Source organism: Streptococcus sp. 20925_1_69 (assembly GCF_041432365.1).
GTDB lineage: Bacteria > Bacillota > Bacilli > Lactobacillales > Streptococcaceae > Streptococcus.
In genome coordinates, this window is the sequence record NZ_JAPVZL010000001.1 from 79,509 (window position 1) to 106,012 (window position 26,504).

A 26,504-nucleotide genomic window follows, 5' to 3' on the forward strand; every position below is an offset into this window, starting at 1 on the left:
TTATGAATTAGTAGAAATGAAGAATGAAAGAAAGGATATTATGGCTGAAGAAAGAGTAGAACCAAAACCAATTGACCTTGGTGAATATAAATTTGGTTTCCATGATGATGTAGAGCCTGTCCTATCGACAGGAAAAGGATTGAACGAAGATGTCATTCGTGAACTATCAGCTGCAAAGGGAGAACCTGAGTGGATGCTAGAATTCCGTTTGAAGTCTTATGAAACCTTCAAAAAAATGCCCATGCAAACTTGGGGAGCAGACTTGTCAGAGATTGATTTTGATGACCTGATTTATTATCAAAAACCATCTGATAAGCCAGCCCGTTCTTGGGATGAGGTTCCTGAAAAAATCAAAGAAACCTTTGAACGTATTGGGATTCCGGAAGCTGAGCGTGCTTATCTAGCTGGTGCCTCTGCCCAGTATGAGTCAGAAGTGGTTTACCACAACATGAAGGAAGAGTTCCAGAAATTGGGGATTATCTTTACAGATACAGATTCTGCCCTCAAGGAATACCCAGACTTGTTTAAACAATACTTTGCTAAGTTGGTACCGCCAACAGATAACAAATTGGCTGCCCTCAACTCGGCAGTATGGTCTGGTGGAACCTTTATTTACGTACCAAAAGGGGTCAAGGTAGATATTCCTCTTCAAACTTACTTCCGTATCAACAACGAAAATACTGGTCAGTTTGAACGTACCCTGATTATCGTTGATGAAGGAGCAAGTGTCCATTATGTAGAAGGATGTACAGCGCCAACTTATTCAAGTAACAGCTTGCATGCTGCCATTGTAGAAATCTTTGCCTTGGATGGAGCTTATATGCGTTATACGACTATCCAAAACTGGTCTGATAACGTCTATAACTTGGTAACGAAACGTGCTAAAGCTCAAAAGGATGCCACTGTTGAGTGGATTGATGGAAACTTGGGTGCCAAAACAACCATGAAATACCCATCTGTTTATCTAGATGGAGAAGGGGCGCGTGGTACTATGCTTTCTATTGCCTTTGCCAATGCTGGACAACACCAAGACACGGGTGCCAAGATGATACACAATGCTCCACATACAAGCTCGTCTATCGTGTCTAAATCCATTGCTAAAGGCGGAGGGAAGGTTGACTACCGTGGACAAGTAACCTTTAACAAAAACTCTAAGAAATCTGTCTCTCACATCGAATGTGATACCATTATCATGGATGACTTGTCAGCATCAGATACCATTCCATTTAATGAAATTCACAACTCGCAAGTAGCTTTGGAACACGAAGCTAAGGTATCTAAGATTTCAGAAGAGCAACTCTATTACCTTATGAGCCGTGGATTGTCAGAATCTGAGGCAACTGAGATGATTGTTATGGGATTTGTAGAACCATTTACAAAAGAGCTTCCAATGGAATATGCAGTTGAGCTGAACCGTTTGATTAGCTATGAGATGGAAGGATCAGTTGGGTAAAATTTGTTTTTAGATTTACCCCCAATCAAGTATCTTGAAGATGAACTTGTAACAACAATAGACTGAGAAAAAAGGTTTTAAGAACAGAAAATGCATGATATCAGGAGCCAAAAAACTTGATATTATGCATTTTATTGTGGGAAGATTTATTGTATTCTCTCATGAAATAGAGTTTTTTCCTAAGCGCTTTTGATTTTTGATATAGTTTTGTGAGGACGAAGTAAGACAATATATAAAATAGTCAGTTCAAGCCACGATATAGTTGCTTAGTTTAAAATAAGCATCTTATAATAAAGCTATGGCATATAGTAGAGATTTTGAACAAGGAGCATTAGATTACATCAAAGAGGGACACAGACATGTCGAGACATACAAAGTTTTTGATGTTGGCGGCAGAACTCTCTTCACGTGGGAAAAGAAAGACGTGAGCAAGGACACTTAGAGCGGAAAAAGTGAGTCGTCAAAAAGTGGAAAATTCCTTTAGAGGAATTGAAAGCCTTTGTAGAGGCTCATCCAGATGCTTTTTTACGGGAAATTGCGGCACATTTTGATTGTGCTGTTCCTTCAGTATGGGGAGCTTTAAAGCAAATTCATATCACTTTAAAAAAGATGACTAGCTTTAAAGAACAAGATTCTGAGAAAGTCGCTGAATTTCTTGATATTTTGGATAACCTAAAAGATTTATCAGTCGTATATATTGGCGAAACGGGAATCGACCGCTACCTCTATCGTCCCTATGCACGCGCTCCTAGAGGGAAGAAAGTCTATGAAAAGATTAGCGGACGGCGTTTTGAGCGGACTTCAATTGTTTCAGGACAAGTAGACGGAGAGTTTATAGCTCCCATGATTTACAAGGAAAGTATGACGAGTGATTTCTTTGTGGAGTGGTTCAAAACGCAGCTCTTGCCTGATTTGAAGACACCTCATGTTATTGTTATGGACAATGCTAGTTTTCGTCCCAAACATATCTTGGATGAACTGTGTATCCAAGATAGACACTTTTTCTTACCTCTAGTATCTTATTCACCAGATTTGAATCCTATTGAGCAAACTTGGGCTATCTTGAAAAAGAAAGTGACGGATTTATTAAGGGAAGTTCCAAATATTTTTGAATGTTTGGAACGCTTTTTTAAAACTAAATGACTATAATTATAAAATGCTTATTGATTTTGATTTAAAATGAGTCAAAAAGCCGTTGCACAACGGTTTTTTGTTATAATTAAATGAAGAATGTAGAATAAAAGGAGAAAACCATGACATTTGAAGAAATTCTGCCTGGATTAAAGGATAAGAAAAAATATGTACGAACTGGTTGGGGAGGTGCTGAAAACTATGTCCAACTTTTTGACACTATCGAGCAAAATGGGGTTGCACTTGAAGTGACACCTTATTTCCTAATCAACGTTTCTGGGGAGGGAGAAGGTTTTTCCATGTGGAGTCCGACACCTTGTGATGTTTTGGCGACGGATTGGGTAGAAGTGCATGACTAGACGTGTATTGATTACGGGAGTGAGTTCAGGTATCGGATTGGCTCAGGCTCGCCTTTTTTTAGAGAAGGGCTATCAAGTTTATGGAGTTGACCAAGGTGAAAATCCACTCTTAGAAGGTGATTTCCACTTTTTACAGAGAGATTTAACCTTGGACTTGGAGCCTATTTTTGACTGGTGTCCTCGGGTGGATGTTTTGTGCAATACTGCTGGAGTGTTGGATGATTACAAACCACTTTTGGAACAATCAGCGCAGGAAATTCAAGAGATTTTTGAAATCAACTATGTGACTCCTGTTGAGTTGACTCGCTATTATTTGACTCAAATGTTGGAGAATAAAAAAGGGATTATTATCAACATGTGCTCCATTGCTTCGAGCCTGGCAGGTGGTGGTGGACACGCTTATACTTCTTCGAAGCACGCCTTGGCTGGATTTACCAAGCAGTTGGCTCTAGATTATGCTGAAGCTGGGATTCAGGTCTTTGGTATCGCTCCAGGAGCAGTCAAGACAGCTATGACCGCTGCCGACTTTGAACCAGGTGGCTTAGCAGACTGGGTGGCGAGTGAAACACCAATCAAACGCTGGATTGAGCCAGAAGAAGTGGCAGAAGTCAGTCTCTTTTTGGCCAGTGGAAAGGCATCTGCCATGCAAGGACAAATTCTGACAATAGATGGTGGCTGGTCTTTGAAATAGGAGGATTTGGATGGATATTCAAGAAATCACAGAAGAAAATGCATCGCCATTAGTCTTTAAGGTTAAGTCTGAATTATTAGGATTTCCAGAACTGGACAAGACCTTGTATATGAATTGGAAGGTGAATGATGAGAAACCAACTAGCTCTGAGTGGCGAAAAAATTCTTGAAAAAATTTATCCTCAGTTATTGCACCACGTAGGTATGATTAGAGGCGAATACTTGTTGAGAGAGCTCAATCAAAACATACTGTTACCAAGTTGTCAGCAATTTGTAAAAGATTATCTAGATACTATTTGCTCCTTGTACTCAGATGAAGAGGTATGGTATCGTTTTTCTGAATTAACGAATACAGAAGCTAATTGTCTAAAGGGGACTAAAGAGTATTTTGATGAAAATCATCCCTTGTTTGGTTATAGAGGAACTAGGCGTTTGCTGGCGTGTCCGGATGAATTTCAGGCTGAAGCACATGTCGTTACAGAAGTTTATCAAACCAATCCCAATCTATCTGTTATCTTTCCTTTTGTCAATGATGCTGAGCAGTTAAAGCAAGCTATTAGAGTATTGCGCCAGCAAGGCTTTACTGGGAAAATCGGCACAATGATTGAATTGCCGTCAGCTCATTTTGACTTGGACAGGATACTGGAAACGGGTATTTCAAAGATTATAGTTGGAATGAATGATTTGACTTCTTTTGTTTTTGCGACTGTGAGAAACAGTCAATGGCATGATATGGAAAGTCCAATTATGTTAGATATGTTAATACAGATGCAGGATAAAGCAAGGATTAAAAAGATTGACTTTGCTGTAGCAGGATATCTGAATGTTTCTTTCATACAAAAAATGAATCAGATGGGTATCGAATGCATTATCCACTATAGTTCTATTCCAGAGATTTTTAATTTAGAGATTGACCATCCAGACCATCTTAAACACATAAAAGAAGAAAGTAAGAAATTACAAAGGAGCGCCCATGACACCGCAAGAAATGTGGAATGCCTACAAGCAAATCAATCCCTCGATTGGAGATGAGATAGATGCTTGGGCTTTTGGAGTGGAACCAGATCTTTTAGCAGATTTGGTTTTAAGAGGCGAAAAAACAGCAACAGCATCAGCCTACGACCTCTATGCACTAGAAGCTGAGTCTCTTCCGCAAGAAGGCACCTTTGACATCATTTTAGATAGTCAAAATCAGGCTGTCTGTATTGTCGAAATTACAAAGGTTTCTGTCCAGCCCTTCAATCAAGTTTCTGATGACCATGCCTACAAGGAAGGAGAGGGAGACAAATCCTTAGCTCATTGGCGACAGGTTCATGAGGACTTTTTCACAGACTGTTTGAATGAAGCAGGACTGACTTTTACACCTGAAAGCAAGGTTGTTTTAGAAGAATTTCGCAAGGTCTACCCACTGTAGATTGCTAGAAGGAAGAAAGTTTTGGAAATCGCCGTCCAATCCTTTTTTCTTAAGCAAAACATGATATAATAAGTTTGTTTGAAGAAGAGCTTTAGCTCTTAAACTTAGATAGGAGAAAACTATGCAAGCAGTTGAACATTTTATTAAGCAATTTGTTCCTGAACATTATGATTTATTTTTAGACTTGAGTCGTGAGACCAAGACGTTTTCAGGGAAAGTGACTATCACTGGTCAAGCACAGAGTGACCGTATTTCCCTCCACCAAAAAGACTTGGAAATCGCTTCTGTAGAAGTTGCAGATCAAGCTCGCCCATTTACAGTTGACCATGACAATGAAGCCCTTCATATCGAACTTGCAGAAGCAGGTCAAGTCGAACTAGTCATTGCTTTTTCAGGAAAAATCACAGACAACATGACAGGGATTTACCCATCTTACTACACAGTTGATGGAGTCAAGAAGGAAGTCTTGTCAACTCAGTTCGAGAGCCATTTTGCTCGTGAAGCCTTCCCATGTGTGGATGAGCCTGAAGCCAAAGCAACTTTTGATCTCTCTCTACGTTTTGACCAAGCAGAGGGTGAATTGGCCTTGTCTAACATGCCAGAAATCGATGTTGAAAAACGTAAGGAAACAGGTATCTGGAAGTTTGAGACAACACCTCGCATGTCTTCTTACTTGTTAGCCTTTGTTGCTGGTGATTTGCAAGGGGTGACGGCTAAAACTAAAAACGGTACCCTTGTAGGTGTCTACTCGACCAAAGCACATCCACTTTCAAATCTTGATTTCTCACTGGATATCGCCGTTCGCTCTATCGAGTTTTACGAAGATTACTACGGAGTTAAGTACCCAATTCCTCAATCTCTCCACATCGCCCTTCCTGACTTCTCAGCTGGAGCTATGGAAAACTGGGGTCTTGTGACCTACCGTGAAGTTTACTTGGTTGTGGATGACAACTCTACCTTTGCCAGCCGTCAACAAGTTGCTCTGGTTGTGGCCCATGAATTGGCTCACCAATGGTTTGGTAACCTTGTTACTATGAAATGGTGGGATGACCTTTGGCTCAATGAAAGCTTTGCTAACATGATGGAATATGTCTGTGTGGATGCCATTGAGCCAAGCTGGAATATCTTTGAAGATTTCCAAACAGGTGGTGTTCCGTCTGCCTTGAAACGTGATGCTACTGATGGTGTTCAATCTGTTCACATCGAAGTGAAACATCCAGATGAAATCAATACGCTCTTTGACGGAGCTATCGTCTATGCTAAAGGAAGTCGCCTCATGCACATGCTTCGTCGTTGGCTAGGTGATACCGATTTTGCCAAAGGTTTGCATGCCTACTTTGAAAAACATCAGTACAGCAATACCATTGGTCGTGACCTTTGGGATGCTCTTGGTCAAGCATCAGGTCGTGATGTTGCAGCCTTCATGGATTCTTGGTTGGAACAACCTGGTTATCCGGTTCTCACTGTCAAAGTTGAAAATGATGTCTTGAAGATTTCACAAAAACAATTCTTTATCGGTGAGCACGAAGATAAGAACAGTCTCTGGGTGGTGCCACTCAATAGCAGCTGGAAAGGATTGCCTGATACACTTGAAACTGAAAGCATCGAAATTCCAGGCTACGCAGCTCTTCTTGCTGAAAATGAAGGAGCTCTTCGTTTCAATACTGAAAATACAGCTCACTATATTACCGACTATCAAGGAGACTTGTTGGATGCTATTCTTGCTGAGCTAGAGACACTTGATAACACAAGCAAACTGCAAATCGTTCAAGAACGTCGTTTGCTTGCTGAGGCAGGGCACATTTCTTATGCTGACTTGCTCCCAGTTCTTGATAAACTTGCTAAGGAAGAATCTTACCTTGTCGTTTCAGCTGTTTCTGAAGTTATTTCTGCCCTTGAGCGCTTTATCGATGAAGGAACAGAAGCTGAAACAGCCTTCAAAGCACTGGTTGCTAAATTGGCTCGTCACAACTATGACCGTCTTGGTTTTGAAGCTAAAGACGGAGAATCAGATGAGGATGAATTGGTTCGTCAGTTAGCCATTTCTATGATGATTCGCTCAAATGATGCAGAAGCTAGTCAAGTCGCTAGTCAAATCTTCGCAACTCACAAGGAAAATCTTGCTGGCCTTCCAGCAGCAATCCGTTCACAAGTTCTTATCAATGAGATGAAACATCATGAGACTAAAGACTTGTTAGCACTTTATCTTGATACTTATACTCATGCAACAGATGCTGTCTTTAAACGTCAGTTGGCAGCTGCTCTTGCCTATAGTAAAGATGCGGACAATATCCAAACCTTGATTGCTGCTTGGAAGGACAAATTTGTGGTGAAACCACAGGACTTGTCTGCTTGGTATTACCAATTCCTAGCTCACCAAGCAACTCAGGAAACAGCTTGGTCTTGGGCGCGTGAAAACTGGGCTTGGATTAAGGCAGCTCTTGGTGGAGATATGAGCTTTGATAGCTTTGTTATCCTTCCTGCTCATGTATTTAAGACTCAGCAACGTTTGGCAGAGTACAAGGGATTCTTTGAGCCACAACTTTCTGACCTTGCTCTTAGCCGTAACATCGGTATGGGAATCAAGGAAATTGCAGCGCGTGTTGACTTGATTAACCGTGAAAAAGTTGCAGTGGAAGCAGTCGTTCTTCAATACGGAACTAAATAATCAAGACTAAATAAAAAGAAAACTCAGCTATCTCATGTAAAATGCAGAGAGTTGAGTTTTTTTTAAGGCAAATTTGGTATAATGGTCTTAATAAGGAGGAGTTTCTCATGATAAAAATCTTATTGGTTGAGGATGACCTAGGCCTGTCAAATTCAGTATTTGACTTTTTAGACGATTTTGCGGATGTCATGCAGGTATTTGATGGGGAAGAAGGTCTCTACGAAGCTGAAAGTGGCGTCTATGATTTGATTTTGCTTGATTTGATGTTGCCTGAAAAAAATGGCTTCCAAGTCTTGAAAGAATTGCGTGAAAAGGGAATTACGACTCCAGTTCTGATCATGACTGCCAAGGAAAGTTTGGATGACAAGGGACATGGATTTGAACTGGGAGCGGATGACTATCTGACCAAACCTTTCTACTTAGAAGAACTCAAAATGCGGATTCAAGCGCTTCTCAAACGTTCAGGTAAATTTAATGAAAACACCTTGACTTATGGAAATATTGTGGTTAATTTGTCAACCAATACCGTTAAAGTCGAAGATACTCCTGTCGAATTACTGGGGAAAGAGTTCGATTTATTAGTTTATTTCCTTCAAAATCAAAATGTTATTTTGCCGAAAACTCAGATTTTTGATCGTCTATGGGGATTTGATAGTGACACAACGATTTCAGTTGTCGAAGTCTATGTTTCAAAAGTCCGTAAGAAATTAAAAGGAACCACTTTTGCAGAGAATTTGCAAACCTTGCGCAGTGTTGGGTATATTTTAAAAGATGTTCAGTAAACTAAAAAAAACATGGTATGCGGATGACTTTAGTTATTTTATCCGCAACTTTGGTGTCTTCACCCTGATTTTCTCTACCATGACTCTGATTATTTTGCAGGTCATGCACTCGAGTCTCTATACTTCGGTGGATGATAAGCTTCATGGACTGAGTGAAAATCCTCAGGCAGTTATTCAGCTGGCAGTGAATAGGGCAACAGAAGAGATTAAAGATTTAGAGAATGCTGCCACAGATACTAGCAAGACGGAAGTGAAACCCAATGTCAGTTCCAATACAGAGGTTATTCTTTTTGATAAGAATTTTACCCAACTTCTTTCTGGAAATCGATTTTTGGGCTTGGATAAGATTAAGTTAGAGAAGAAAGAGCTAGGCCATATCTATCAGATTCAGGTTTTTAATAGCTATGGACAGGAAGAAATCTATCGCATGATTTTGATGGAAACGAATATCAGTTCGATTTCAACCAATATCAAGTATGCGGCTGTCTTGATTAATACCAGTCAGTTGGAGCAGGCCAGTCAAAAGCATGAGCAATTGATTGTGATTGTGATGGCAAGTTTCTGGATTTTGTCTTTACTTGCCAGTCTCTATCTAGCTAGGGTCAGTGTTAGGCCCTTGCTTGAGAGCATGCAGAAGCAACAGTCCTTTGTGGAAAATGCCAGTCATGAGTTGCGAACTCCACTTGCAGTTTTGCAAAATCGCTTAGAGACCCTTTTTCGTAAGCCAGAAGCTACCATTATGGATGTGAGTGAAAGTATTGCGTCTAGTTTGGAAGAAGTCCGAAATATGCGTTTTTTGACGACAAACTTGCTGAACTTAGCTCGTAGAGATGATGGGATTAAACCAGAACTTGCAGAAGTTCCAACTAGTTTTTTTAATACAACTTTCACAAATTATGAGATGATTGCTTCGGAAAATGACCGTGTCTTCCGTTTTGAAAATCGTATCCATCGAACGATTGTCACAGATCAGCTTCTTCTGAAACAACTGATGACCATTCTATTTGATAATGCTGTCAAGTATACTGAAGAGGATGGTGAAATTGATTTTCTTATCTCGGCGACCGATCGCAATCTGTATTTACTTGTTTCTGATAATGGAGTCGGTATTTCGACAGAAGATAAGAAGAAAATTTTTGATCGTTTTTATCGAGTGGACAAGGCTAGAACTCGTCAAAAAGGTGGTTTTGGTTTAGGATTATCTCTGGCCAAGCAAATTGTAGATGCGCTTAAAGGAACCATTACTGTTAAAGATAATAAACCTAAGGGAACAATCTTTGAAGTGAAGATTGCCATCCACACACCATCTAAAAAGAAAAAATAAAAATATCGCTCCAGACGGGGCGATATTTTGGATTATGTGACTTTCAGTCCGTCTCGCTAAGTTAGGTGTGATACTCAATGAAAATCAAAAAGCAAACTAGGAAGCTAGCCGCAGGTTGCTCAAAACACAGTTTTGAGGTTGCAGATAGAACTGACGAAGTCAGCTCAAAATACAGTTTTGAGGTTGCAGATAGAACTGACGAAGTCAGTATCATATATCTACGGTAAGGCGACGCTGACGTGGTTTGAAGAGATTTTCGAAGAGTATGAGACAAACAAATCGCTCGTTTGAAGACTGGTCATGATTTTTTTAAATGTAATAAAAACCTTGACAGATAAGCTCAAAAAAGGTACACTATTTACTGGTTAATTAATTGGTTAAATAACCAGTTTATGAAAAAACTGTTTAACCGAGAAAAGAAGTTAAGAAAAAGCTTCATCATTTATTGAAATGAGGGATTTATGAAATTCAGTAAAAAATATATAGCAGCTGGATCAGCTGTTATCGTGTCTTTGAGTCTATGTGCTTATGCACTGAACCAGCGCTCGCAGGAAAATAAGGACAATAATCGAGTCTCTTATGTGGATGGTAGTCAGTCAAGTCAGAAAACTGAAAACCTGACACCAGACCAGGTTAGCCAAAAAGAAGGAATTCAGGCTGAGCAAATTGTTATCAAGATCACAGATCAGGGCTATGTGACGTCACACGGTGACCACTATCATTACTATAATGGGAAAGTTCCTTATGATGCCCTTTTTAGTGAAGAACTCTTGATGAAAGATCCAAACTACCAACTTAAAGACGCTGATATTGTCAATGAAGTCAAAGGTGGTTATATCATCAAGGTTGATGGGAAATATTATGTTTATCTGAAAGATGTAGCTCATGCTGATAATGTTCGAACCAAGGATGAAATCAATCGTCAAAAACAAGAACACGTCAAAGATAATGAGAAGGTCAGCTCAGATGTTGCTGTAGCAAGATCTCAGGGACGCTATACGACAGATGATGGCTATGTCTTTAACCCAGCTGATATTATCGAAGATACTGGTGATGCTTATATTGTTCCTCACGGTGGTCACTATCATTATATTCCAAAAAGTGATTTATCTGCTAGCGAATTAGCAGCAGCAAAAGCTCATCTAGCGGGCAAAAATACGCAACCGAGTCAGTTAAGTTATTCTTCAACAGCTAGTGACAATACTAGGCAAGCGACAGTACAAGGATCAACTAGCAAGCCAGAAAGCAAAGTTGAAAATCTCCAAAGTCTATTGAAAGAACTCTATGATTCACCTAGCGACCAACGTTACAGTGAATCAGATGGCCTGGTCTTTGACCCTGCTAAGATTGTCAGTCGTACACCGAATGGAGTTGCGATTCCGCACGGCGACCATTACCACTTTATTCCTTACAGCAAGCTCTCTGCTTTGGAAGAAAAGATTGCCAGAATGATTCCTATCGGTGGAACTGGTTCTACGGTTTCTACAAATGAAAAACATAATGAAGTAGTGTCTAGTTTAGGAAGTCTTCCAAGTAATCCATTTACATTGAATCATACTTCATTGGCTTCTAATAAGGGAATTTCTGCAACATCTGATGGTTATATCTTTAATCCAAAAGATATCGTTGAAGAAACAGCTACAGCTTATATTGTAAGACATGGTGATCATTTCCATTACATTCCAAAATCGACTGTAATTGGGCAACCGACTCTTCCAAACAATGGTCTAACAACACCTTCGCCATCACTTCCAATCAATCCTAGTGTTTCACATGAGGAACATGAAGAAGGTGGGCACGGCTTTGATGCTAATCGTATTATTGCGGAAGATGAATCAGGATTTATCATGAGTCACGGTGATCACAATCATTACTTCTTCAAGAAGGATTTGACAGCTGAGCAAATTAAGGCAGCGCAAGACCACTTGAAAGGGGCAAATACAGCAACACCAAATCCAGCTCATGATAACGATCACGATGAAGATCATCATGGACACCATCATGATGAAGACCATGATCACGGTTTTGATGCCGATCGTGTCATCAGTGAGGATGAGCAAGGTTTTGTCATGAGTCACGGAGACCATAATCATTACTTCTTCAAGAAAGATTTGACAGCAGAGCAAATTAAGACTGCACAAGACCATTTGAAAACACATCATGATGCAGAGTCTGTAAAACCTCTTGCTAAAACGGTAGAGTCTTTCTCAAGAGATGCTAGCGATGAAGAAAAGATTGCTTACATTTCTAAGACCTATGGCGTTCCACTTGAAGCTATTAGAATTTCAAACGGATTCTTTGTTTTTGGAAATCCAGACCAAGCCTACGATCCAACTCATATCCATCCATATGCTGTTCGTAAAGAACACGTTCGTATTCCTCTTCAAACTGGAAATCCAGAACTTGATTTCCTAAATGAACTTTATACCACTGCTTTGCGAGATGGTGTGTCTCCTTATAGCTTGCAGGTAGAAAATGGTAGTTTTGTGATTCCTCATGGCGACCATAATCACTACATCAAGGTTCAAACTAAGGGCTTTGAAGTGGCTTTGAAAAACAAGATTCCAGCTCTACAATCCAACTACCAACCTGGAGCTTTTGATGAGAAGGTAGTTTTGGCAAAAGTAGACCAACTTCTAGCTGAAAGCAGAAACATCTATAAAGACAAGCCTATCGAACAAAGACAGATTGAGTTAGCTTTAGGTCAGTTTACTGAAAACATGAAGAAACTGGCAACTAACTCTACAGTAGGTTATCTTGCAACACTGGATCTCTTTGATAAGCAATATATTCATATTGATGAAAGTGTCAAGCCTGTTAAAACAAGCGCTCTAGATAAGAAATATCAAGCCTTGATTGATAAAATAAATACACTGGATACAGATTCTTATGGGCTTCCTAAGAAAGATCTTCTCGTTCGACTCCAAGAAGCTAAATTGGCAAAAGATGAGGCTGCTTTAGCAGCAGTTGAATCACAACTTCGAGCTCTTCAAGACTTTAATGATCGAACAGGTGTTACAACTGTAGAATACATCAAGTATTTCTACGAACACGTAAATGACGGTCGTTTGAGTGATGAACTTCGAAACAAAGTAGCTCAGTTGACTTGGACCTTGTATCAATCTCAATCCTTCCTTAAGGCAGCAGAATTGAACAAATTATTCCCAAGTATCTATCAGGCAAAACAAGAAGTAGAAGAAGCTTTGAAAGCTCAACCAACTACTGCTAAATCGACTAAGACAGTTCTAGATACTGAAAAAGTTGATAATCAAACTGCCAAGACAGCCATTTATGGCTTCTTGAAAGAATTGTATGGAGACTTTATGCCTGAAGAACATGTCAATCATGTTAGCAAGGAGCAAGTAGAAAGTCTTTTGAGCAAGGCAACTCAACTCTTGGAACAAATCCAAGAAGAAGGTATCAGACAATCCTTGGCAGAAGAAGTAGAAAATCTAAAAGCTGCTACAAATAAGGCTGATGCAGACTTGGATGAAGTAAATAGTCAGGCGAAAGATGTCTTGACTCGTATCGCTAGCGCCCTTCAACAAGAAAAGGAAAATGCTGAGCAAGATCCTCAGACACTTGTACTTTATCAAAAACTATACGATATTCTCATGTCACTTCATGCTTATTTAGAAAACAATAAGGGTTCTGATGCAGACTTTGATAAGGTGGATGCATTACTAGATCAACTTTCTGCTAAGAGTAAGGATAAAGCCGCGTTACTTGAATTGACAAAAGCTATTCTGACCTTGAATCAAGAAATCAAGTCAAAAGCTAGCGCAAGTGAAGAAGCAACTCCAGCAACAAATGCTGAAACAAATACTGATAAGACCAGTCCAGAAACTGAAACATCAGTAGCTACAGAATCAAATAGTGAAACTGCAAGCGACGAAAACAAAGCAAGCAACACAAGAGATTCTAAACCTGTTGAATCAGCTTCAGAAAAGGAAACAACAGAATCTACAACAAGTACGGTAAATCAAGAAAAACCAGTCTCTTAATAGCTCTTTTCCACGTGAAAGAATAGCGATTGGCATGTTTACTAGAGCGGAAATGATATGTCTAAACTAGGTATTCTGACTCAGTTATGTCATGGGAATCACTTCAATATTTATTTGAATGATTTTATGGCAAGAAGAAACTTGGCTTGGGATATCCTGTCCGCAAAGAGACTACTTATTCTCGCTTCGTGAGTTATTAGAATATCATAGGTTAGAATTCTTTCCAAACTTAACTGATTTCTGTTATTGTATTTGTACCTATTTCTCATTGTAATTATAAATCCAGGCAACATAAGAAAACGAGCATTTCCAACTGAGGAGGTGCTCGTTTTTTGATAGTTAGAAGTAGTTTTTATCCGTCTATTTAGAGTTGATTACAAGAAATTATTGACTTGAATGTGGATATAAGATTTATTCACTGATTATAATGTTTAAATAGCGCTCCAAAGCAAAGAATTATCCTCATGAGTATGAATCTTATAAATTAACTAGTTCCAAACCATGTTCTGTCAAGCGATAGATGATCGAGCAAACTTCTTTTAAGAAACGACGGTCATGTGAAACAGTGATGAGACCGCCAGGATAAGTGGCAAAGAGTTTTCTGATTTGGGGTTGAGAAGTGGGAGAAAAGTTTCGTGTGGGCTCATCCAGAAGGAGAAAGTTTGGTTTGCGCAGCACTAAATCCAAAAGCAGAAGTTTCCCCTGTTGCCCGCCGGATAAGGAGCGAATTTGATGTTGCATTTCTGGATAACTGAAATTGAGACTAGCTAAGTGAGATTGGATTTTCTGCAGTTCCTCTTTTTCACCAGTTTTGCTAAGATAGGCTATTGGTGATAAATCCAATTGCAGTTTTTTGTAGTAATCTTGTGGCATAAAACCAAGTAAAATCTCTCTTTTTTGACTTAGCAGTTGTTGAAACTTGGCTAAAAGAGTTGATTTCCCCATACCATTTGGGCCAATGATACCGATTTTTTCTTGACCACGAACAGTTAGTTGTAGTCCTTGAGCCAAAACTCGCTCACCAATGGACAAATTCTCTTTTTCCAGTTGGATTAAGACTTTAGAAACTGGTAATGGCTGTATATCTGAGAAGAAAAGTCTGATTTCTTCCTCTTCAAGTGGTTTTTGGGTCATGGACTGGGCTGTCTTTTTAATGCGTTTTTCTTGAGAGAGAACATTTTTCATCTTTTTGGCCAATAGGCGCCCAGCAGTACTGTCTTTGGTAGCTCGAAGCGCAGTTTCTACATTTTGCTTGACTCGCCGATGTTTTTCCATGGTTTTATCGTAGGCTCTTTGCTCGTTAGCAGCTTGCTTGCTTTGTTTGGTAAAATTAGCCTTTCTCTGGTCGCTATAGCTATCATAGTCTAAATGCTCTACTAGCGTTTCTGCTTCTTTACGGTGCTTGACCAGTCGCAAGTGAACAATAGTGTCTGCCGTTTCAGAAAGAAAGTCTTCATCATGAGAAATGAAAATAACGGTTTGCCGAATCTTGCGAATCTGACCTTTTAGCCAATCAACTGTCTCAAGGTCCAGGTCATTTGAAGGTTCATCTAAAAATAGAATCTCAAAGGGTTTGGCTAACTCATGGATGAGCTGAATTTTTAAAGCTTCGCCCCCTGATAGACTGCTAATCTCTTGGTAACTAGCGAAACGATCGCTATCAAAATTCAATTCCTCAGCCAAACGATAGAGGATGCTGTAATCTAAATCAATAGAATCTAAAAAGAAGTAGTCGTGTAGAGTTTTCTTTTTCAGCTCCTCGGGTATTTTTTGAGGAATGTAGGCCAGTGATTGATAATCAGACTGGATGTCTCCCCTGATAGTGAAATCAGGCAAAGCTTCTCCCATTAAAGTTTTAAGCAAGGTTGATTTGCCATTTCCTTCTTCACCAATAATAGCTACCTTTTCCCCATCCTGGATGGTCATGCTTAGATCAGAGACAAGGTCTCGTAAATCTTTGTTTTGAGTGATAGTCAGGTGATTAATTTTTATCATATAATTGCCCTTTCTAGAATGTTCATAGTGCATAACAAAAAGCTCTACTTTATCTAGTAGAGCCCAAAGTCACTGTCAGAAACGCTATTATCCATGTCGAAAATCCTGTCAAACTAGACCAGTCTACCCCTATCCAACCCAAGAGGAGCAGATGGTTAGCTTTCTAGTTTTTTGATTTTCAAATAGGATAAAGTACCAGAAGATCTAGTACAAAAAGAGCATGCAAAAAGAGACAAAAACAAGATCTACTAAATAAAGGTTCTTTATTTGATAGACTTAATTGTTCATGTCTCCCTTACCTCCGAGTATTAATACCTCTATCCTATACCTTTCAGGATATTTTGTCAACAGAAAATTGGAAATTCTAATCTCTAAAATCCGAAAACAGGTCCATAAAGAGTTAGTACGTGTTTGATATGCTCGTAATGGAACTTGTCATAGTTGTGCCAAGCGGTACGTGCTTGGTCGTTTAGTTTTAGGCTCCCGAGACCTATCAGAAGACTGGTACGTTGGTAACATTTCTCAAGGTCGATTAAGATACTGTTGTCAAGCTTTTCCGCTTTTTTAAGTTCCTTGAGAGTACTGTTCAGCAGTTCTTGTAGACGGAAATCATCGGCTGTACCTTGTTTGCAACTTTGGTAGCTTTTATTTAACTCTGAAAGGGGTTGGTAAGCTTCAGTGATGAGTTCTTTGTCTTACATGTGAGCATCCTCCTTGCTATCATGTATTCTTGCCTATAGTATAGAAATAAAAACATCATATTAAACATGTTGAAAAAATTCGAATTTTAATTACAAAGTTTGGTGTGCTGATTTGTAGCCTTTTCATGGTATAATCAAGAGAGTAAATCTTTATGGAGGAAGTATGAAATTAAATATTCAAGAGATTCGTAAGCAGCCTGAAGGATTGCGTTTTGAACAAACTTTAGATCTAGTCGCTGACCTGCGTGCACGCAATCAAGAAATTTTAGATGTAAAAGATATCCTTGCTGTGGGGAAAGTACAGTACGAAGACCGTATGTATTTCTTAGATTATCAACTATCTTATACCATTGTTCTTGCTTCAAGTCGCAGTATGGAGCCAGTTGAGTTAGTTGAATCTTATCCAGTAACGGAAGTTTTCATGGAAGGCGCAACTAACCAGCTGGACCAAGAAGTTTTAGACGATGATTTGGTCTTGCCTATCGAAAATGGAGAACTTGACCTTGCTGAGAGCGTGTCAGACAATATCCTACTAAACATTCCTATCAAGGTCTTGACTGCTGAAGAAGAGGCCGGTCAAGGATTTGTTTCAGGAAATGACTGGCAAATCATGACAGAAGAAGAATACCAGGCTCAACAAGCAGTTAAGAAAGAAGAAAACAGTCCTTTTGCTGGCTTACAGGGACTATTTGATGGAGACGAATAATGGTCTTGTCAAAAAAACGAGCACGAAAGGTGCTAGAAGAAATCATTGCTCTTTTTCCAGATGCCAAGCCCAGTCTTGATTTCACCAATCATTTTGAACTCTTGGTTGCGGTGATGTTGTCAGCTCAGACAACGGATGCAGCTGTAAATAAGGCCACACCAGGTCTCTTTGCTGCCTTTCCAACGCCACAAGCCATGTCTGTTGCAACAGAGAGTGAGATTGCTTCACACATTTCTCGCCTGGGACTGTATCGAAATAAGGCTAAATTCCTTAAAAAATGTGCCCAACAGTTACTAGATGATTTTGATGGTCAAGTTCCTCAGACACGTGAGGAATTAGAGAGTCTAGCAGGTGTTGGTCGCAAGACAGCTAATGTTGTCATGAGTGTGGGGTTTGGAATACCAGCCTTTGCAGTGGATACTCATGTGGAACGTATTTGTAAACACCACGATATCGTCAAAAAGTCAGCAACACCACTTGAGGTGGAAAAGCGTGTCATGGATATCTTGCCACCGGAGCAGTGGTTAGCAGCTCATCAGGCCATGATTTATTTTGGACGAGCCATTTGTCATCCTAAAAATCCAGAGTGTGACCAGTACCCACAGTTGTATGACTTTAGCAATTTATAAGATGAGAGTTCAAAAGTTTTTGCTTGATTTTAAGCATGCTTTGTGCTATATTAATTGATAACTAAATATTCCTTTAAACCTGTCCCGTGAGGCAGGCAAGGAGCGTGATAAAGTAGAAGGGTGAAGTCTATACTGTTTGCAGTAGGGCTTACTTAGCTATACATTTCAAGTCTCCTTGTTTAAGGAGACTTTTCTTTTTGGAGGTTTGTCATGAAGACAAAAGAAGTTGTAGACGAATTGACCGTCAAACGAGCGATTACGCGTATTACTTATGAGATTATCGAGCGCAACAAAGATTTGAATAAAATCGTCTTGGCTGGTATTAAAACTCGTGGTGTCTTTATCGCCCACCGAATCCAAGAACGTTTGGAGCAACTAGAAAATCTTTCAGTTCCTGTTGTGGAATTGGATACTAAACCTTTCCGTGATGATGTTAAAAGTGGAGAAGATACTTCTTTGGTTTCTGTCGATGTGACAGGCCGTGAAGTTATCTTGGTGGACGATGTGCTTTATACAGGCCGCACTATCCGTGCTGCTATTGATAATATTGTAGGTCATGGTCGTCCTGCGCGCGTGAGTTTAGCAGTTCTAGTAGATCGTGGACATAGAGAATTGCCAATCCGTCCAGATTACGTTGGAAAAAATATTCCAACTAGTCGTTCTGAAGAAATCATCGTAGAGATGGCAGAACTTGATGGCCAAGACAGAGTTCTGATTACTGAAGAAGCTTAGAAAGCTAAAGGAGTAGCCATGTCAGAAAATCAACAAGCATTGAACCATGTGGTATCCATGGAAGACCTCACTGTCGATCAAGTGATGAAATTGATCAAGCGAGGAATTGAGTTTAAAAACGGAGGTCAGCTTCCCTATGAAGACCATCCGATTGTTTCCAATCTTTTCTTTGAGGATTCTACACGGACGCATAAGTCCTTTGAAGTGGCAGAGATTAAACTGGGGCTGGAACGACTTGACTTTGATGTGAAAACTAGTTCGGTTAATAAGGGTGAGACACTTTATGATACCATTTTGACTTTGTCTGCTTTAGGAGTGGATGTCTGTGTGATTCGTCACCCAGAAGTTGATTACTACAGAGAGTTGATTGCTAGTCCCACGATTACGACTTCCATCATCAATGGTGGAGATGGTTCGGGCCAACACCCTAGCCAGAGCTTGCTTGATTTGATGACCATTTATGAGGAATTTGGTCACTTTGAAGGTCTCAAGGTTGCTATTGCAGGTGACTTGGACCACTCACGCGTTGCCAAATCCAATATGAAGATTTTGAAACGCTTGGGAGCTGAACTTTACTTTGCTGGACCTGAGGAATGGAGAAGTCAAGAGTTTGCAGACTATGGACAGTTTGTAACCGTTGATGAAATCATTGATCAGGTGGATGTCATGATGTTTCTTCGTGTTCAACATGAACGACATGATAGTGGAGCAGTCTTTTCAAAAGAAGACTACCATGCCCAACATGGCTTGACTCAAGAACGTTATGATCGCTTGAAAGAAACAGCAATCCTCATGCATCCAGCACCAGTCAATCGTGATGTGGAAATCGCAGATCACTTAGTTGAAGCACCAAAATCACGGATTGTCCAACAAATGACCAATGGTGTCTTTGTTCGAATGGCAATCTTAGAATCCGTACTGGCGAGTAGAAACGCCAACTAAAACACAAGACGTTAAAAGACGCCAGTGAGCGTCCACGAGAGGTGAAAATATGACAAAAAGACTTCTAGTATTAGAAGATGGCACAGTTTTTGAAGGCAAGGCCTTCGGAGCAGATATTGATGTAACAGGCGAAATCGTCTTTAATACAGGGATGACCGGCTACCAAGAATCCATTACAGACCAGTCTTATAATGGACAAATCTTGACCTTTACTTATCCTTTGGTGGGAAATTATGGAATTAACCGTGATGATTACGAATCCATTATTCCAACTTGTAAGGGAGTCGTTGTTTTCGAAGAAGCACGTAGAGCAAGCAATTGGCGCAACCAAATGACGCTGGATGAATTTTTGAAAGCCAAGAAAATTCCAGGTATTTCAGGAATTGATACACGTGCTCTTACCAAGATTATCCGTAAGCATGGTACTATGCGTGCAACCTTGACCCATGTTGGAGACAGCATGGATCATGTGACGGACCAACTTCAAGCAACAGTCTTGCCGACAGACAATATCAAACAGGTTTCTACTAAAACTTCATATCCAGCTCCAGGAGTTGGTTTAAGCGTGGTGTTAGTGGACTTTGGTCTCAAGCACTCAATCCTACGTGAACTTTCTAAGCGTAATTGTAACGTGACAGTTGTTCCTTATTCGACAACGGCTGAAGAAATTCTCCATCTTAATCCTGACGGAGTGATGTTGTCAAATGGTCCAGGTAACCCAGAAGACGTTCCACAAGCACTTGACATGATTCGCGGTGTGCAAGGAAAAATTCCAATTTTTGGTATTTGTATGGGACATCAACTCTTTGCAATGGCAAACGGTGCTAAGACCTACAAGATGAAGTTTGGTCACCGTGGCTTTAACCATGCAGTTCGTGAAATTGCTACAGGACGTGTGGATTTTACAAGTCAGAACCATGGTTATGCAGTCAGCCGTGAGGATTTGCCAGAGCACTTGATTATCACCCACGAAGAAATCAATGACAAATCAGTTGAAGGCGTGCGTCACAGATACCAACCTGCTTTCTCTGTTCAATACCATCCAGATGCAGCCCCTGGTCCACACGACGCTAGCTACCTATTTGACGAATTTATCGAGATGATGGAAGCTTTTAAACAATCAAACTAAGAACGAGTAAAAGCTCGTCGGAGAATTTATGTAACTGAACACGGACGGAAAGCTTGGAATTTAGAGAAACCAACTTGGATTTTCAATTCTTCCTTGGTTTCCTAAAATTCAATCGCTTTCTATTCGTCCTTTGTATCTTATTTAATGTCGCTCTGTGAGGCGACGAATAGAAAGGCAGGTCGTTTCTTTTAGTCGCTGTCAGGCGAACTAAAAACTCCCTGCACTAGATTTTTTACCGAAAAGTATCGTTTCGCTAAAAAATCGTCGGAGAATTTATTTAATGGCAACCCGAGAGTTGCCGAATAGAAAGGAGAAGATACATTGTTCGCGTAAGTGAACACGCCCTAAGAACTGTGTGAAAAAGATAAACATCGTCTTGACGCTGAAGGCGTCTGCACCGAGTTTCCTATTTTCACTGTGTTCTTTACGGGCTTTGTATCATAAACTATGCCTAAACGTACTGATATTCAAAAAATTATGGTGATTGGTTCTGGTCCGATTATTATTGGTCAGGCTGCTGAGTTTGACTACGCTGGGACCCAGGCTTGCTTGTCGTTGAAAGAGGAAGGTTATGAAGTTGTCTTGGTTAACTCAAACCCTGCAACTATCATGACGGACAAGGAGATTGCGGACAAGGTTTACATCGAACCGATTACACTTGAGTTTGTGACACGTATTCTTCGTAAGGAACGCCCAGATGCCTTGCTTCCAACCCTTGGAGGTCAGACAGGGCTCAACATGGCCATGGAATTATCTAAAAATGGTATCCTAGATGAGCTTGGTGTTGAACTTCTGGGTACCAAATTATCTGCCATTGACCAAGCGGAGGACCGTGACCTCTTTAAACAATTAATGGAAGAGCTCAACCAACCAATTCCAGAATCTGAAATTGTTAATACTGTCGAAGAAGCAGTTGCTTTTGCAGCAACAATTGGCTACCCAGTCATCGTCCGTCCAGCCTTTACCCTAGGTGGTACTGGTGGTGGTATGTGTGCCAATGAGGAAGAATTGCGTGAAATCTCTGAAAATGGTCTGAAATTATCACCTGTTACCCAATGTTTGATTGAGCGTTCGATTGCTGGTTTCAAGGAAATCGAATACGAAGTGATGCGTGACTCAGCTGACAATGCTTTGGTTGTTTGTAACATGGAAAACTTTGACCCAGTTGGGATTCACACAGGGGATTCCATTGTATTTGCCCCAGCGCAAACCATGTCAGACTATGAAAACCAAATGCTACGTGACGCAAGCTTGAGCATCATTCGTGCCCTCAAGATTGAAGGTGGGTGTAACGTTCAGCTGGCCCTTGATCCACATAGCTTTAAGTATTATGTTATCGAAGTAAACCCTCGTGTATCGCGTTCGTCAGCCCTTGCCTCTAAAGCGACAGGTTATCCAATTGCCAAATTGGCTGCCAAGATTGCAGTTGGCTTGACCTTGGATGAGGTGATCAACCCAGTTACAGGTTCAACCTATGCCATGTTTGAGCCTGCCCTTGACTACGTTGTTGCCAAGATTCCACGTTTCCCATTTGACAAGTTTGAAAAGGGTGAGCGCCGTCTTGGTACTCAAATGAAGGCTACTGGAGAAGTCATGGCGATTGGTCGTAACATCGAGGAATCTCTTCTTAAGGCTTGTCGCTCCCTTGAAATTGGGGTACATCACAATGAGATGCCTGAACTTGTAGCAGTTTCTGATGATGCCTTGATTGAAAAGGTTGTCAAAGCCCAAGATGACCGTCTCTTCTATGTGTCAGAAGCCATTCGCCGTGGCTACACACCAGAAGAAATTGCAGAGCTTACAAAAATTGATATCTTCTATCTTGATAAACTCTTACATATCTTTGAAATTGAGCAAGAATTGGGCGCTCATCCACAAGATTTAGACGTTTTGAAAACTGCCAAACTTAATGGCTTCTCAGACCGTAAGATTGCTGAACTCTGGAATACTACAGCTGACCAAGTTCGCCAGCTTCGTTTGGAAAACAAGATTGTTCCAGTTTATAAGATGGTCGATACTTGTGCGGCAGAATTTGACTCTGAAACACCATACTTCTATTCAACCTATGGTTGGGAAAACGAGTCTATCAAGTCTGATAAGGAATCCGTTCTAGTTCTAGGTTCTGGTCCAATCCGTATCGGTCAAGGGGTCGAGTTTGACTACGCAACTGTTCACTCTGTTAAGGCTATCCAGGCTGCTGGTTATGAAGCTATTATCATGAACTCAAACCCAGAGACTGTTTCAACAGACTTCTCTGTATCAGATAAGCTTTACTTTGAGCCATTGACATTCGAAGATGTTATGAACGTCATTGACTTGGAGCAACCAAAAGGGGTTATCGTTCAGTTCGGTGGTCAAACAGCCATCAACCTTGCGGAGCCATTGGCAAAAGCAGGTGTGACTATCCTTGGTACACAGGTCGCTGACCTAGATCGTGCCGAAGACCGTGACCTCTTCGAGCAAGCCCTTAAAGACCTGGATATTCCACAGCCACCAGGACAAACGGCTACCAATGAAGAAGAAGCAGTTCTTGCAGCTCGCAAGATTGGCTTCCCAGTTCTTGTCCGCCCATCTTATGTCTTAGGTGGACGTGCCATGGAAATCGTTGAAAACGAAGAAGACCTTCGTTCTTACATGCGAACTGCTGTTAAGGCTAGTCCAGACCACCCAGTTCTTGTCGATTCTTATATTGTTGGGAAAGAGTGCGAAGTTGATGCCATCTCAGACGGGGAAAATGTCCTTATCCCTGGTATCATGGAGCATATCGAACGTGCTGGTGTCCACTCAGGTGACTCAATGGCCGTTTACCCACCACAAACCTTGTCGCAAAAGGTGCAAGAAACAATTGCAGACTATACTAAACGCCTAGCAATCGGTCTTAACTGCCTTGGAATGATGAACATCCAGTTTGTTATCAAGAATGAAAAAGTCTATGTTATTGAGGTCAATCCACGTGCCAGCCGTACGGTTCCATTTCTTTCTAAAGTGACCAATATCCCTATGGCTCAAGTAGCAACCAAGCTCATTCTTGGTCAAAAACTTGAAGAACTTGGCTACCAAGATGGACTTTACCCTGAAAGCACTCGCGTTCATATCAAGGCACCTGTCTTCTCCTTCACAAAACTAGCTAAGGTAGACAGCTTGCTTGGTCCTGAAATGAAGTCAACAGGGGAAGTTATGGGTTCTGATACGACTTTAGAAAAAGCTCTCTATAAGGCCTTTGAAGCTTCTTACCTCCACTTGCCAACTTTTGGAAATGTTGTATTTACTATTGCTGATGATGCCAAAGAAGAAGCCTTGGACTTAGCTCGTCGTTTCCAAAATATTGGCTATGGAATCCTCGCGACAGAAGGGACAGCAGCCTTCTTTGCCAGTCATGGATTGCAAGCCCAACCTGTTGGTAAGATTGGTGATGACAATAAGGATATTCCAAGTTTTGTTCGTAAAGGAAGAATTCAAGCTATCATTAATACAGTAGGAACCAAACGAACTGCAGATGAAGATGGTGAGCAAATTCGTCGTTCAGCCATTGAACACGGTGTGCCCCTCTTTACAGCCTTAGATACAGCTAACGCCATGCTCAAAGTATTGGAAAGCCGTAGTTTTGTCACAGAAGCAATTTAGTTTAGAAAAGTTTTTCACAGTTTAAAAGCCAGCGTTTTCTGACGCTGGCTTTTGTGATATTAGTGCAGGCTATTCAACTATCAGTTCTTCACTCAAGGATGATGATGAATTGTGATACGATAAGAATAAATTGAGAATGGCTTATGATGTTAATCGTTCCCCTTTTTTGTAATTCTAGTATATCAGAGTCAATATATATTTGTATGGTACTCCCTTTTGAAAAAATGGCTATTTCAGGTTAAAAAAACGACATTTCAGATTTTCTGTTCCAGAAATAGCTATCGCTATGATATAATTATTTTATGATTATTACTATTCCTATAAAAAACCATAAAGATATTGGCACACCATCTGATTCAGTCGTCGTTCTAGGCTATTTTGATGGTATACATAAGGGGCATCAAGAATTATTTCGTGTTGCCAATAAGGCTGCGAGAAAGGACTTATTGCCTATCGTCGTTATGACCTTTAATGAATCTCCAAAGATCGCTTTAGAGCCTTATCATCCTGATCTGTTTTTACATATTTTGAACCCTGCTGAACGTGAGAGGAAACTAAAGCGTGAAGGCGTAGAAGAATTATATCTCCTTGATTTTAGTAGTCAATTCGCTAGTCTCACGGCAGAAGAATTTTTTGCAACTTATATTAAGGCTATGAATGCTAAAATTATTGTTGCAGGTTTTGATTATACATTTGGTTCTGACCAAAAAACGGCAGAGGACTTAAAGGATTACTTTGATGGAGAAGTCATTATCGTTCCACCTGTAGAAGATGAGAAAGGAAAGATTAGTTCAACTCGTATCCGTCAAGCTATTTTAGATGGAAATGTGAAAGAAGCAGGAGAACTTTTGGGGGCACCGCTTCCATCAAGAGGGATGGTGGTTCATGGTAATGCTCGTGGTCGTACGATTGGTTATCCAACAGCGAATTTGGTGCTTTTAGACCGTACTTATATGCCGGCAGATGGCGTTTATGTCGTTGATGTTGAGATTCAAAGGCAGAAGTATCGTGCTATGGCTAGTGTCGGGAAAAATGTGACCTTTGATGGAGAAGAAGCACGTTTTGAAGTCAATATTTTTGATTTTAATCAAGACATTTATGGGGAAACCGTCATGGTTTATTGGCTTGATCGCATTCGAGATATGACCAAATTTGACTCAGTTGACCAATTAGTGGATCAGTTAAAGGCAGATGAAGAAGTTGCTCGGAATTGGTCTTAAGAGTTTGGGTAATTAAAAAAGAGGTTGTTTGTAACCCAAAAGATAGATGAATAAGTCTAACTTTTGAGGTCACTACACTACCTCTTTTTATTCTTTTTCAAAGGTGAATCCTTCTCCAAGGATTTCATGGGCTTCTGTAATAGTTATAAAGGCTTGAGGATCGATTCGATGAATCATTTCCTTCATTTTCACAATCTCATTTCTACCGACAATACAGTAAATGATTTTCAAATTTTCTTTACTATAGTAGCCTTGACCAGAAATAAAAGTAACTCCTCTTCCTAGGTCATCATTAATCGCTTTAGCAAGTTGGTCAGGACGTTTTGTGATAATCATAAAGCCTTTACCAGCATAGCCACCTTCTCCAATCAAATCAATGACACGAGAAACGATAAAATCAAATAAGAGCGTGTAAGAAACCAATCTCAAATCCTTGAAGATTAGGAGAATGAGCATGAGAATACAAAAATCTAAGATAAAGAGCAGTTTCCCCATGGATATATGAGTGTATTTATTGAGAATACGAGCTAGAATATCAGTTCCGCCAGTTGTACCTCCAGCATTAAAGATAATTCCAAGACCGATTCCCAATAGAATCCCCGCTATAAGAGCTGTGATTAGTAAATCACCTTGAAGGTCAATATGAAGGGGAATACGCTCAAAAAAAGCCAACCAGGCTGACAAAGCTAAGGTTCCTAGCAAACTAGAATAGAGGGATTTTGCTCCAAATATTTTCCAAGCTAGGATAAAAAGGGGAATATTAATCAGCAGGTTCATGAGGGAAACAGGGAGTTTAAAAAGATAAAAGGTGATAAGGGTAATACCTGTTGCCCCTCCTTCAAAGAGATGATGAGGAACTACAAAATAAGTCAGCCCAAAAGCATAAATAGCAGCACCTAGTAAAATGGTTAAAACGGGATAAATTTTTTTAATCATAGGAACCTCTTTTCTTATAAGTAGATTATATCAAATTTTTACAGAAAATTTGAATGACTCCATTA

Annotated in this window: 23 protein-coding genes; 20 read left to right on the forward strand and 3 right to left on the reverse strand. The window is 40.2% G+C overall.

The window, feature by feature from the left end; translation table 11 throughout:
* Positions 1 to 40: 40 nt before the first annotated feature.
* The 13 genes from sufB (at position 41) to O3601_RS00490 (ending at position 13,825) form a co-directional block, all read left to right on the forward strand.
* On the forward strand, positions 41 to 1,453 hold the full coding sequence (gene sufB / locus O3601_RS00430) for a Fe-S cluster assembly protein SufB (protein WP_000797054.1): 1,413 nt from the start codon (positions 41 to 43) through the stop codon (positions 1,451 to 1,453).
* Positions 1,454 to 1,751: 298 nt separating this feature from the next.
* The gene (locus O3601_RS00435) at positions 1,752 to 1,895 is read left to right on the forward strand and encodes an IS630 transposase-related protein (protein WP_371470185.1); all 144 of its coding nucleotides are present in this window, start codon (positions 1,752 to 1,754) and stop codon (positions 1,893 to 1,895) included.
* Between the two features lie 47 nt (positions 1,896 to 1,942).
* Positions 1,943 to 2,596, forward strand: a complete 654-nt coding sequence (locus O3601_RS00440) for a transposase (protein ID WP_371470186.1) — start codon at positions 1,943 to 1,945, stop codon at positions 2,594 to 2,596.
* 110 nt (positions 2,597 to 2,706) lie between these two features.
* Positions 2,707 to 2,943, forward strand: a complete 237-nt coding sequence (locus tag O3601_RS00445) for a DUF2829 domain-containing protein (protein WP_000141924.1) — start codon at positions 2,707 to 2,709, stop codon at positions 2,941 to 2,943.
* A complete protein-coding gene (locus tag O3601_RS00450; RefSeq protein ID WP_371470188.1) occupies positions 2,936 to 3,634 on the forward strand; it encodes a 3-oxoacyl-ACP reductase in 699 nt (232 codons plus the stop codon). Before O3601_RS00445 ends, O3601_RS00450 begins: the two co-directional genes overlap by 8 nt.
* A gap of 10 nt (positions 3,635 to 3,644) precedes the next feature.
* Positions 3,645 to 3,803 carry a hypothetical protein gene (locus O3601_RS00455; protein ID WP_371470189.1) on the forward strand — a complete coding sequence of 53 codons (159 nt, stop codon included), beginning with the start codon at positions 3,645 to 3,647 and terminating at the stop codon, positions 3,801 to 3,803.
* Complete coding sequence (locus O3601_RS00460) at positions 3,763 to 4,665, forward strand: putative PEP-binding protein (protein WP_371470191.1); 903 nt, start codon at positions 3,763 to 3,765, stop codon at positions 4,663 to 4,665. Before O3601_RS00455 ends, O3601_RS00460 begins: the two co-directional genes overlap by 41 nt.
* On the forward strand, positions 4,607 to 5,047 hold the full coding sequence (locus O3601_RS00465; RefSeq protein WP_371470193.1) for an ASCH domain-containing protein: 441 nt from the start codon (positions 4,607 to 4,609) through the stop codon (positions 5,045 to 5,047). The genes O3601_RS00460 and O3601_RS00465 overlap by 59 nt, the downstream gene beginning before the upstream one ends.
* 121 nt (positions 5,048 to 5,168) lie before the next feature.
* Complete coding sequence (locus O3601_RS00470) at positions 5,169 to 7,715, forward strand: M1 family metallopeptidase (protein WP_371470194.1); 2,547 nt, start codon at positions 5,169 to 5,171, stop codon at positions 7,713 to 7,715.
* Between the two features lie 107 nt (positions 7,716 to 7,822).
* Positions 7,823 to 8,497, forward strand: coding sequence for a two-component system response regulator CiaR (ciaR, locus tag O3601_RS00475; protein ID WP_000590639.1), 675 nt, complete (start codon positions 7,823 to 7,825; stop codon positions 8,495 to 8,497).
* Entirely contained in the window at positions 8,487 to 9,821 is a 1,335-nt protein-coding gene (gene ciaH, locus O3601_RS00480; protein ID WP_371470197.1) for a two-component system sensor histidine kinase CiaH, read from the forward strand. The genes ciaR and ciaH overlap by 11 nt, the downstream gene beginning before the upstream one ends.
* A 77-nt stretch (positions 9,822 to 9,898) precedes the next feature.
* Entirely contained in the window at positions 9,899 to 10,048 is a 150-nt protein-coding gene (locus O3601_RS00485; protein ID WP_371470199.1) for a hypothetical protein, read from the forward strand.
* A gap of 234 nt (positions 10,049 to 10,282) precedes the next feature.
* Entirely contained in the window at positions 10,283 to 13,825 is a 3,543-nt protein-coding gene (locus O3601_RS00490) for a pneumococcal-type histidine triad protein (protein WP_371470200.1), read from the forward strand.
* Between the two features lie 477 nt (positions 13,826 to 14,302).
* On the opposite strand, the gene O3601_RS00495 is transcribed toward O3601_RS00490, so the two are convergent.
* Together O3601_RS00495 and O3601_RS00500 are read right to left on the reverse strand one after the other, a co-directional pair.
* Positions 14,303 to 15,853, reverse strand: a complete 1,551-nt coding sequence (locus O3601_RS00495; protein ID WP_371470203.1) for an ATP-binding cassette domain-containing protein — start codon at positions 15,851 to 15,853, stop codon at positions 14,303 to 14,305.
* Between the two features lie 338 nt (positions 15,854 to 16,191).
* Positions 16,192 to 16,503: a helicase BlpT gene (locus O3601_RS00500; protein WP_371470576.1), complete on the reverse strand. Its 312-nt coding sequence runs from the start codon at positions 16,501 to 16,503 to the stop codon at positions 16,192 to 16,194.
* A 181-nt stretch (positions 16,504 to 16,684) separates the two neighbouring features.
* Between O3601_RS00500 and O3601_RS00505 the strand changes: the two genes are divergently transcribed.
* The 7 genes from O3601_RS00505 (at position 16,685) to O3601_RS00535 (ending at position 25,503) form a co-directional block, all read left to right on the forward strand.
* Entirely contained in the window at positions 16,685 to 17,227 is a 543-nt protein-coding gene (locus tag O3601_RS00505; protein WP_371470205.1) for a DUF177 domain-containing protein, read from the forward strand.
* Complete coding sequence (nth, locus tag O3601_RS00510) at positions 17,227 to 17,856, forward strand: endonuclease III (RefSeq protein ID WP_000244443.1); 630 nt, start codon at positions 17,227 to 17,229, stop codon at positions 17,854 to 17,856. Before O3601_RS00505 ends, nth begins: the two co-directional genes overlap by 1 nt.
* A gap of 210 nt (positions 17,857 to 18,066) precedes the next feature.
* Positions 18,067 to 18,588: a bifunctional pyr operon transcriptional regulator/uracil phosphoribosyltransferase PyrR gene (gene pyrR / locus O3601_RS00515; RefSeq protein WP_261018436.1), complete on the forward strand. Its 522-nt coding sequence runs from the start codon at positions 18,067 to 18,069 to the stop codon at positions 18,586 to 18,588.
* Between the two features lie 18 nt (positions 18,589 to 18,606).
* Positions 18,607 to 19,530: an aspartate carbamoyltransferase catalytic subunit gene (locus tag O3601_RS00520; protein WP_371470208.1), complete on the forward strand. Its 924-nt coding sequence runs from the start codon at positions 18,607 to 18,609 to the stop codon at positions 19,528 to 19,530.
* Positions 19,531 to 19,579: 49 nt separating this feature from the next.
* On the forward strand, positions 19,580 to 20,659 hold the full coding sequence (locus O3601_RS00525) for a carbamoyl phosphate synthase small subunit (RefSeq protein WP_000166853.1): 1,080 nt from the start codon (positions 19,580 to 19,582) through the stop codon (positions 20,657 to 20,659).
* A gap of 447 nt (positions 20,660 to 21,106) precedes the next feature.
* Positions 21,107 to 24,283 (forward strand): carbamoyl-phosphate synthase large subunit, encoded by a 3,177-nt coding sequence (gene carB, locus O3601_RS00530; protein WP_371470209.1) that lies wholly within the window; start codon positions 21,107 to 21,109, stop codon positions 24,281 to 24,283.
* A 302-nt stretch (positions 24,284 to 24,585) separates the two neighbouring features.
* Entirely contained in the window at positions 24,586 to 25,503 is a 918-nt protein-coding gene (locus O3601_RS00535) for a bifunctional riboflavin kinase/FAD synthetase (protein ID WP_371470210.1), read from the forward strand.
* 87 nt (positions 25,504 to 25,590) lie between these two features.
* On the opposite strand, the gene O3601_RS00540 is transcribed toward O3601_RS00535, so the two are convergent.
* Positions 25,591 to 26,439: a YitT family protein gene (locus O3601_RS00540; protein WP_371470212.1), complete on the reverse strand. Its 849-nt coding sequence runs from the start codon at positions 26,437 to 26,439 to the stop codon at positions 25,591 to 25,593.
* Positions 26,440 to 26,504: the final 65 nt, after the last annotated feature.

Excerpts from the sequence above, each read along its gene's own strand:
- O3601_RS00470 (WP_371470194.1), top strand. The coding sequence starts at position 5,169 with ATGCAAGCAGTTGAACATTTTATTAAGCAATTTGTTCCTGAACATTAT.
- pyrR (WP_261018436.1), top strand. The coding sequence starts at position 18,067 with ATGAAGACAAAAGAAGTTGTAGACGAATTGACCGTCAAACGAGCGATT.
- O3601_RS00485 (WP_371470199.1), top strand. The coding sequence starts at position 9,899 with ATGAAAATCAAAAAGCAAACTAGGAAGCTAGCCGCAGGTTGCTCAAAA.
- O3601_RS00435 (WP_371470185.1), top strand. The coding sequence starts at position 1,752 with ATGGCATATAGTAGAGATTTTGAACAAGGAGCATTAGATTACATCAAA.
- O3601_RS00460 (WP_371470191.1), top strand. The coding sequence starts at position 3,763 with ATGAGAAACCAACTAGCTCTGAGTGGCGAAAAAATTCTTGAAAAAATT.
- nth (WP_000244443.1), top strand. The coding sequence starts at position 17,227 with ATGGTCTTGTCAAAAAAACGAGCACGAAAGGTGCTAGAAGAAATCATT.
- O3601_RS00505 (WP_371470205.1), top strand. The coding sequence starts at position 16,685 with ATGAAATTAAATATTCAAGAGATTCGTAAGCAGCCTGAAGGATTGCGT.
- ciaR (WP_000590639.1), top strand. The coding sequence starts at position 7,823 with ATGATAAAAATCTTATTGGTTGAGGATGACCTAGGCCTGTCAAATTCA.
- O3601_RS00520 (WP_371470208.1), top strand. The coding sequence starts at position 18,607 with ATGTCAGAAAATCAACAAGCATTGAACCATGTGGTATCCATGGAAGAC.
- O3601_RS00490 (WP_371470200.1), top strand. The coding sequence starts at position 10,283 with ATGAAATTCAGTAAAAAATATATAGCAGCTGGATCAGCTGTTATCGTG.
- O3601_RS00540 (WP_371470212.1), bottom strand. The coding sequence starts at position 26,439 with ATGATTAAAAAAATTTATCCCGTTTTAACCATTTTACTAGGTGCTGCT.
- O3601_RS00455 (WP_371470189.1), top strand. The coding sequence starts at position 3,645 with ATGGATATTCAAGAAATCACAGAAGAAAATGCATCGCCATTAGTCTTT.
- O3601_RS00445 (WP_000141924.1), top strand. The coding sequence starts at position 2,707 with ATGACATTTGAAGAAATTCTGCCTGGATTAAAGGATAAGAAAAAATAT.
- O3601_RS00535 (WP_371470210.1), top strand. The coding sequence starts at position 24,586 with ATGATTATTACTATTCCTATAAAAAACCATAAAGATATTGGCACACCA.
- sufB (WP_000797054.1), top strand. The coding sequence starts at position 41 with ATGGCTGAAGAAAGAGTAGAACCAAAACCAATTGACCTTGGTGAATAT.
- O3601_RS00495 (WP_371470203.1), bottom strand. The coding sequence starts at position 15,853 with ATGCACTATGAACATTCTAGAAAGGGCAATTATATGATAAAAATTAAT.
- carB (WP_371470209.1), top strand. The coding sequence starts at position 21,107 with ATGCCTAAACGTACTGATATTCAAAAAATTATGGTGATTGGTTCTGGT.
- O3601_RS00525 (WP_000166853.1), top strand. The coding sequence starts at position 19,580 with ATGACAAAAAGACTTCTAGTATTAGAAGATGGCACAGTTTTTGAAGGC.
- ciaH (WP_371470197.1), top strand. The coding sequence starts at position 8,487 with ATGTTCAGTAAACTAAAAAAAACATGGTATGCGGATGACTTTAGTTAT.
- O3601_RS00450 (WP_371470188.1), top strand. The coding sequence starts at position 2,936 with ATGACTAGACGTGTATTGATTACGGGAGTGAGTTCAGGTATCGGATTG.
- O3601_RS00465 (WP_371470193.1), top strand. The coding sequence starts at position 4,607 with ATGACACCGCAAGAAATGTGGAATGCCTACAAGCAAATCAATCCCTCG.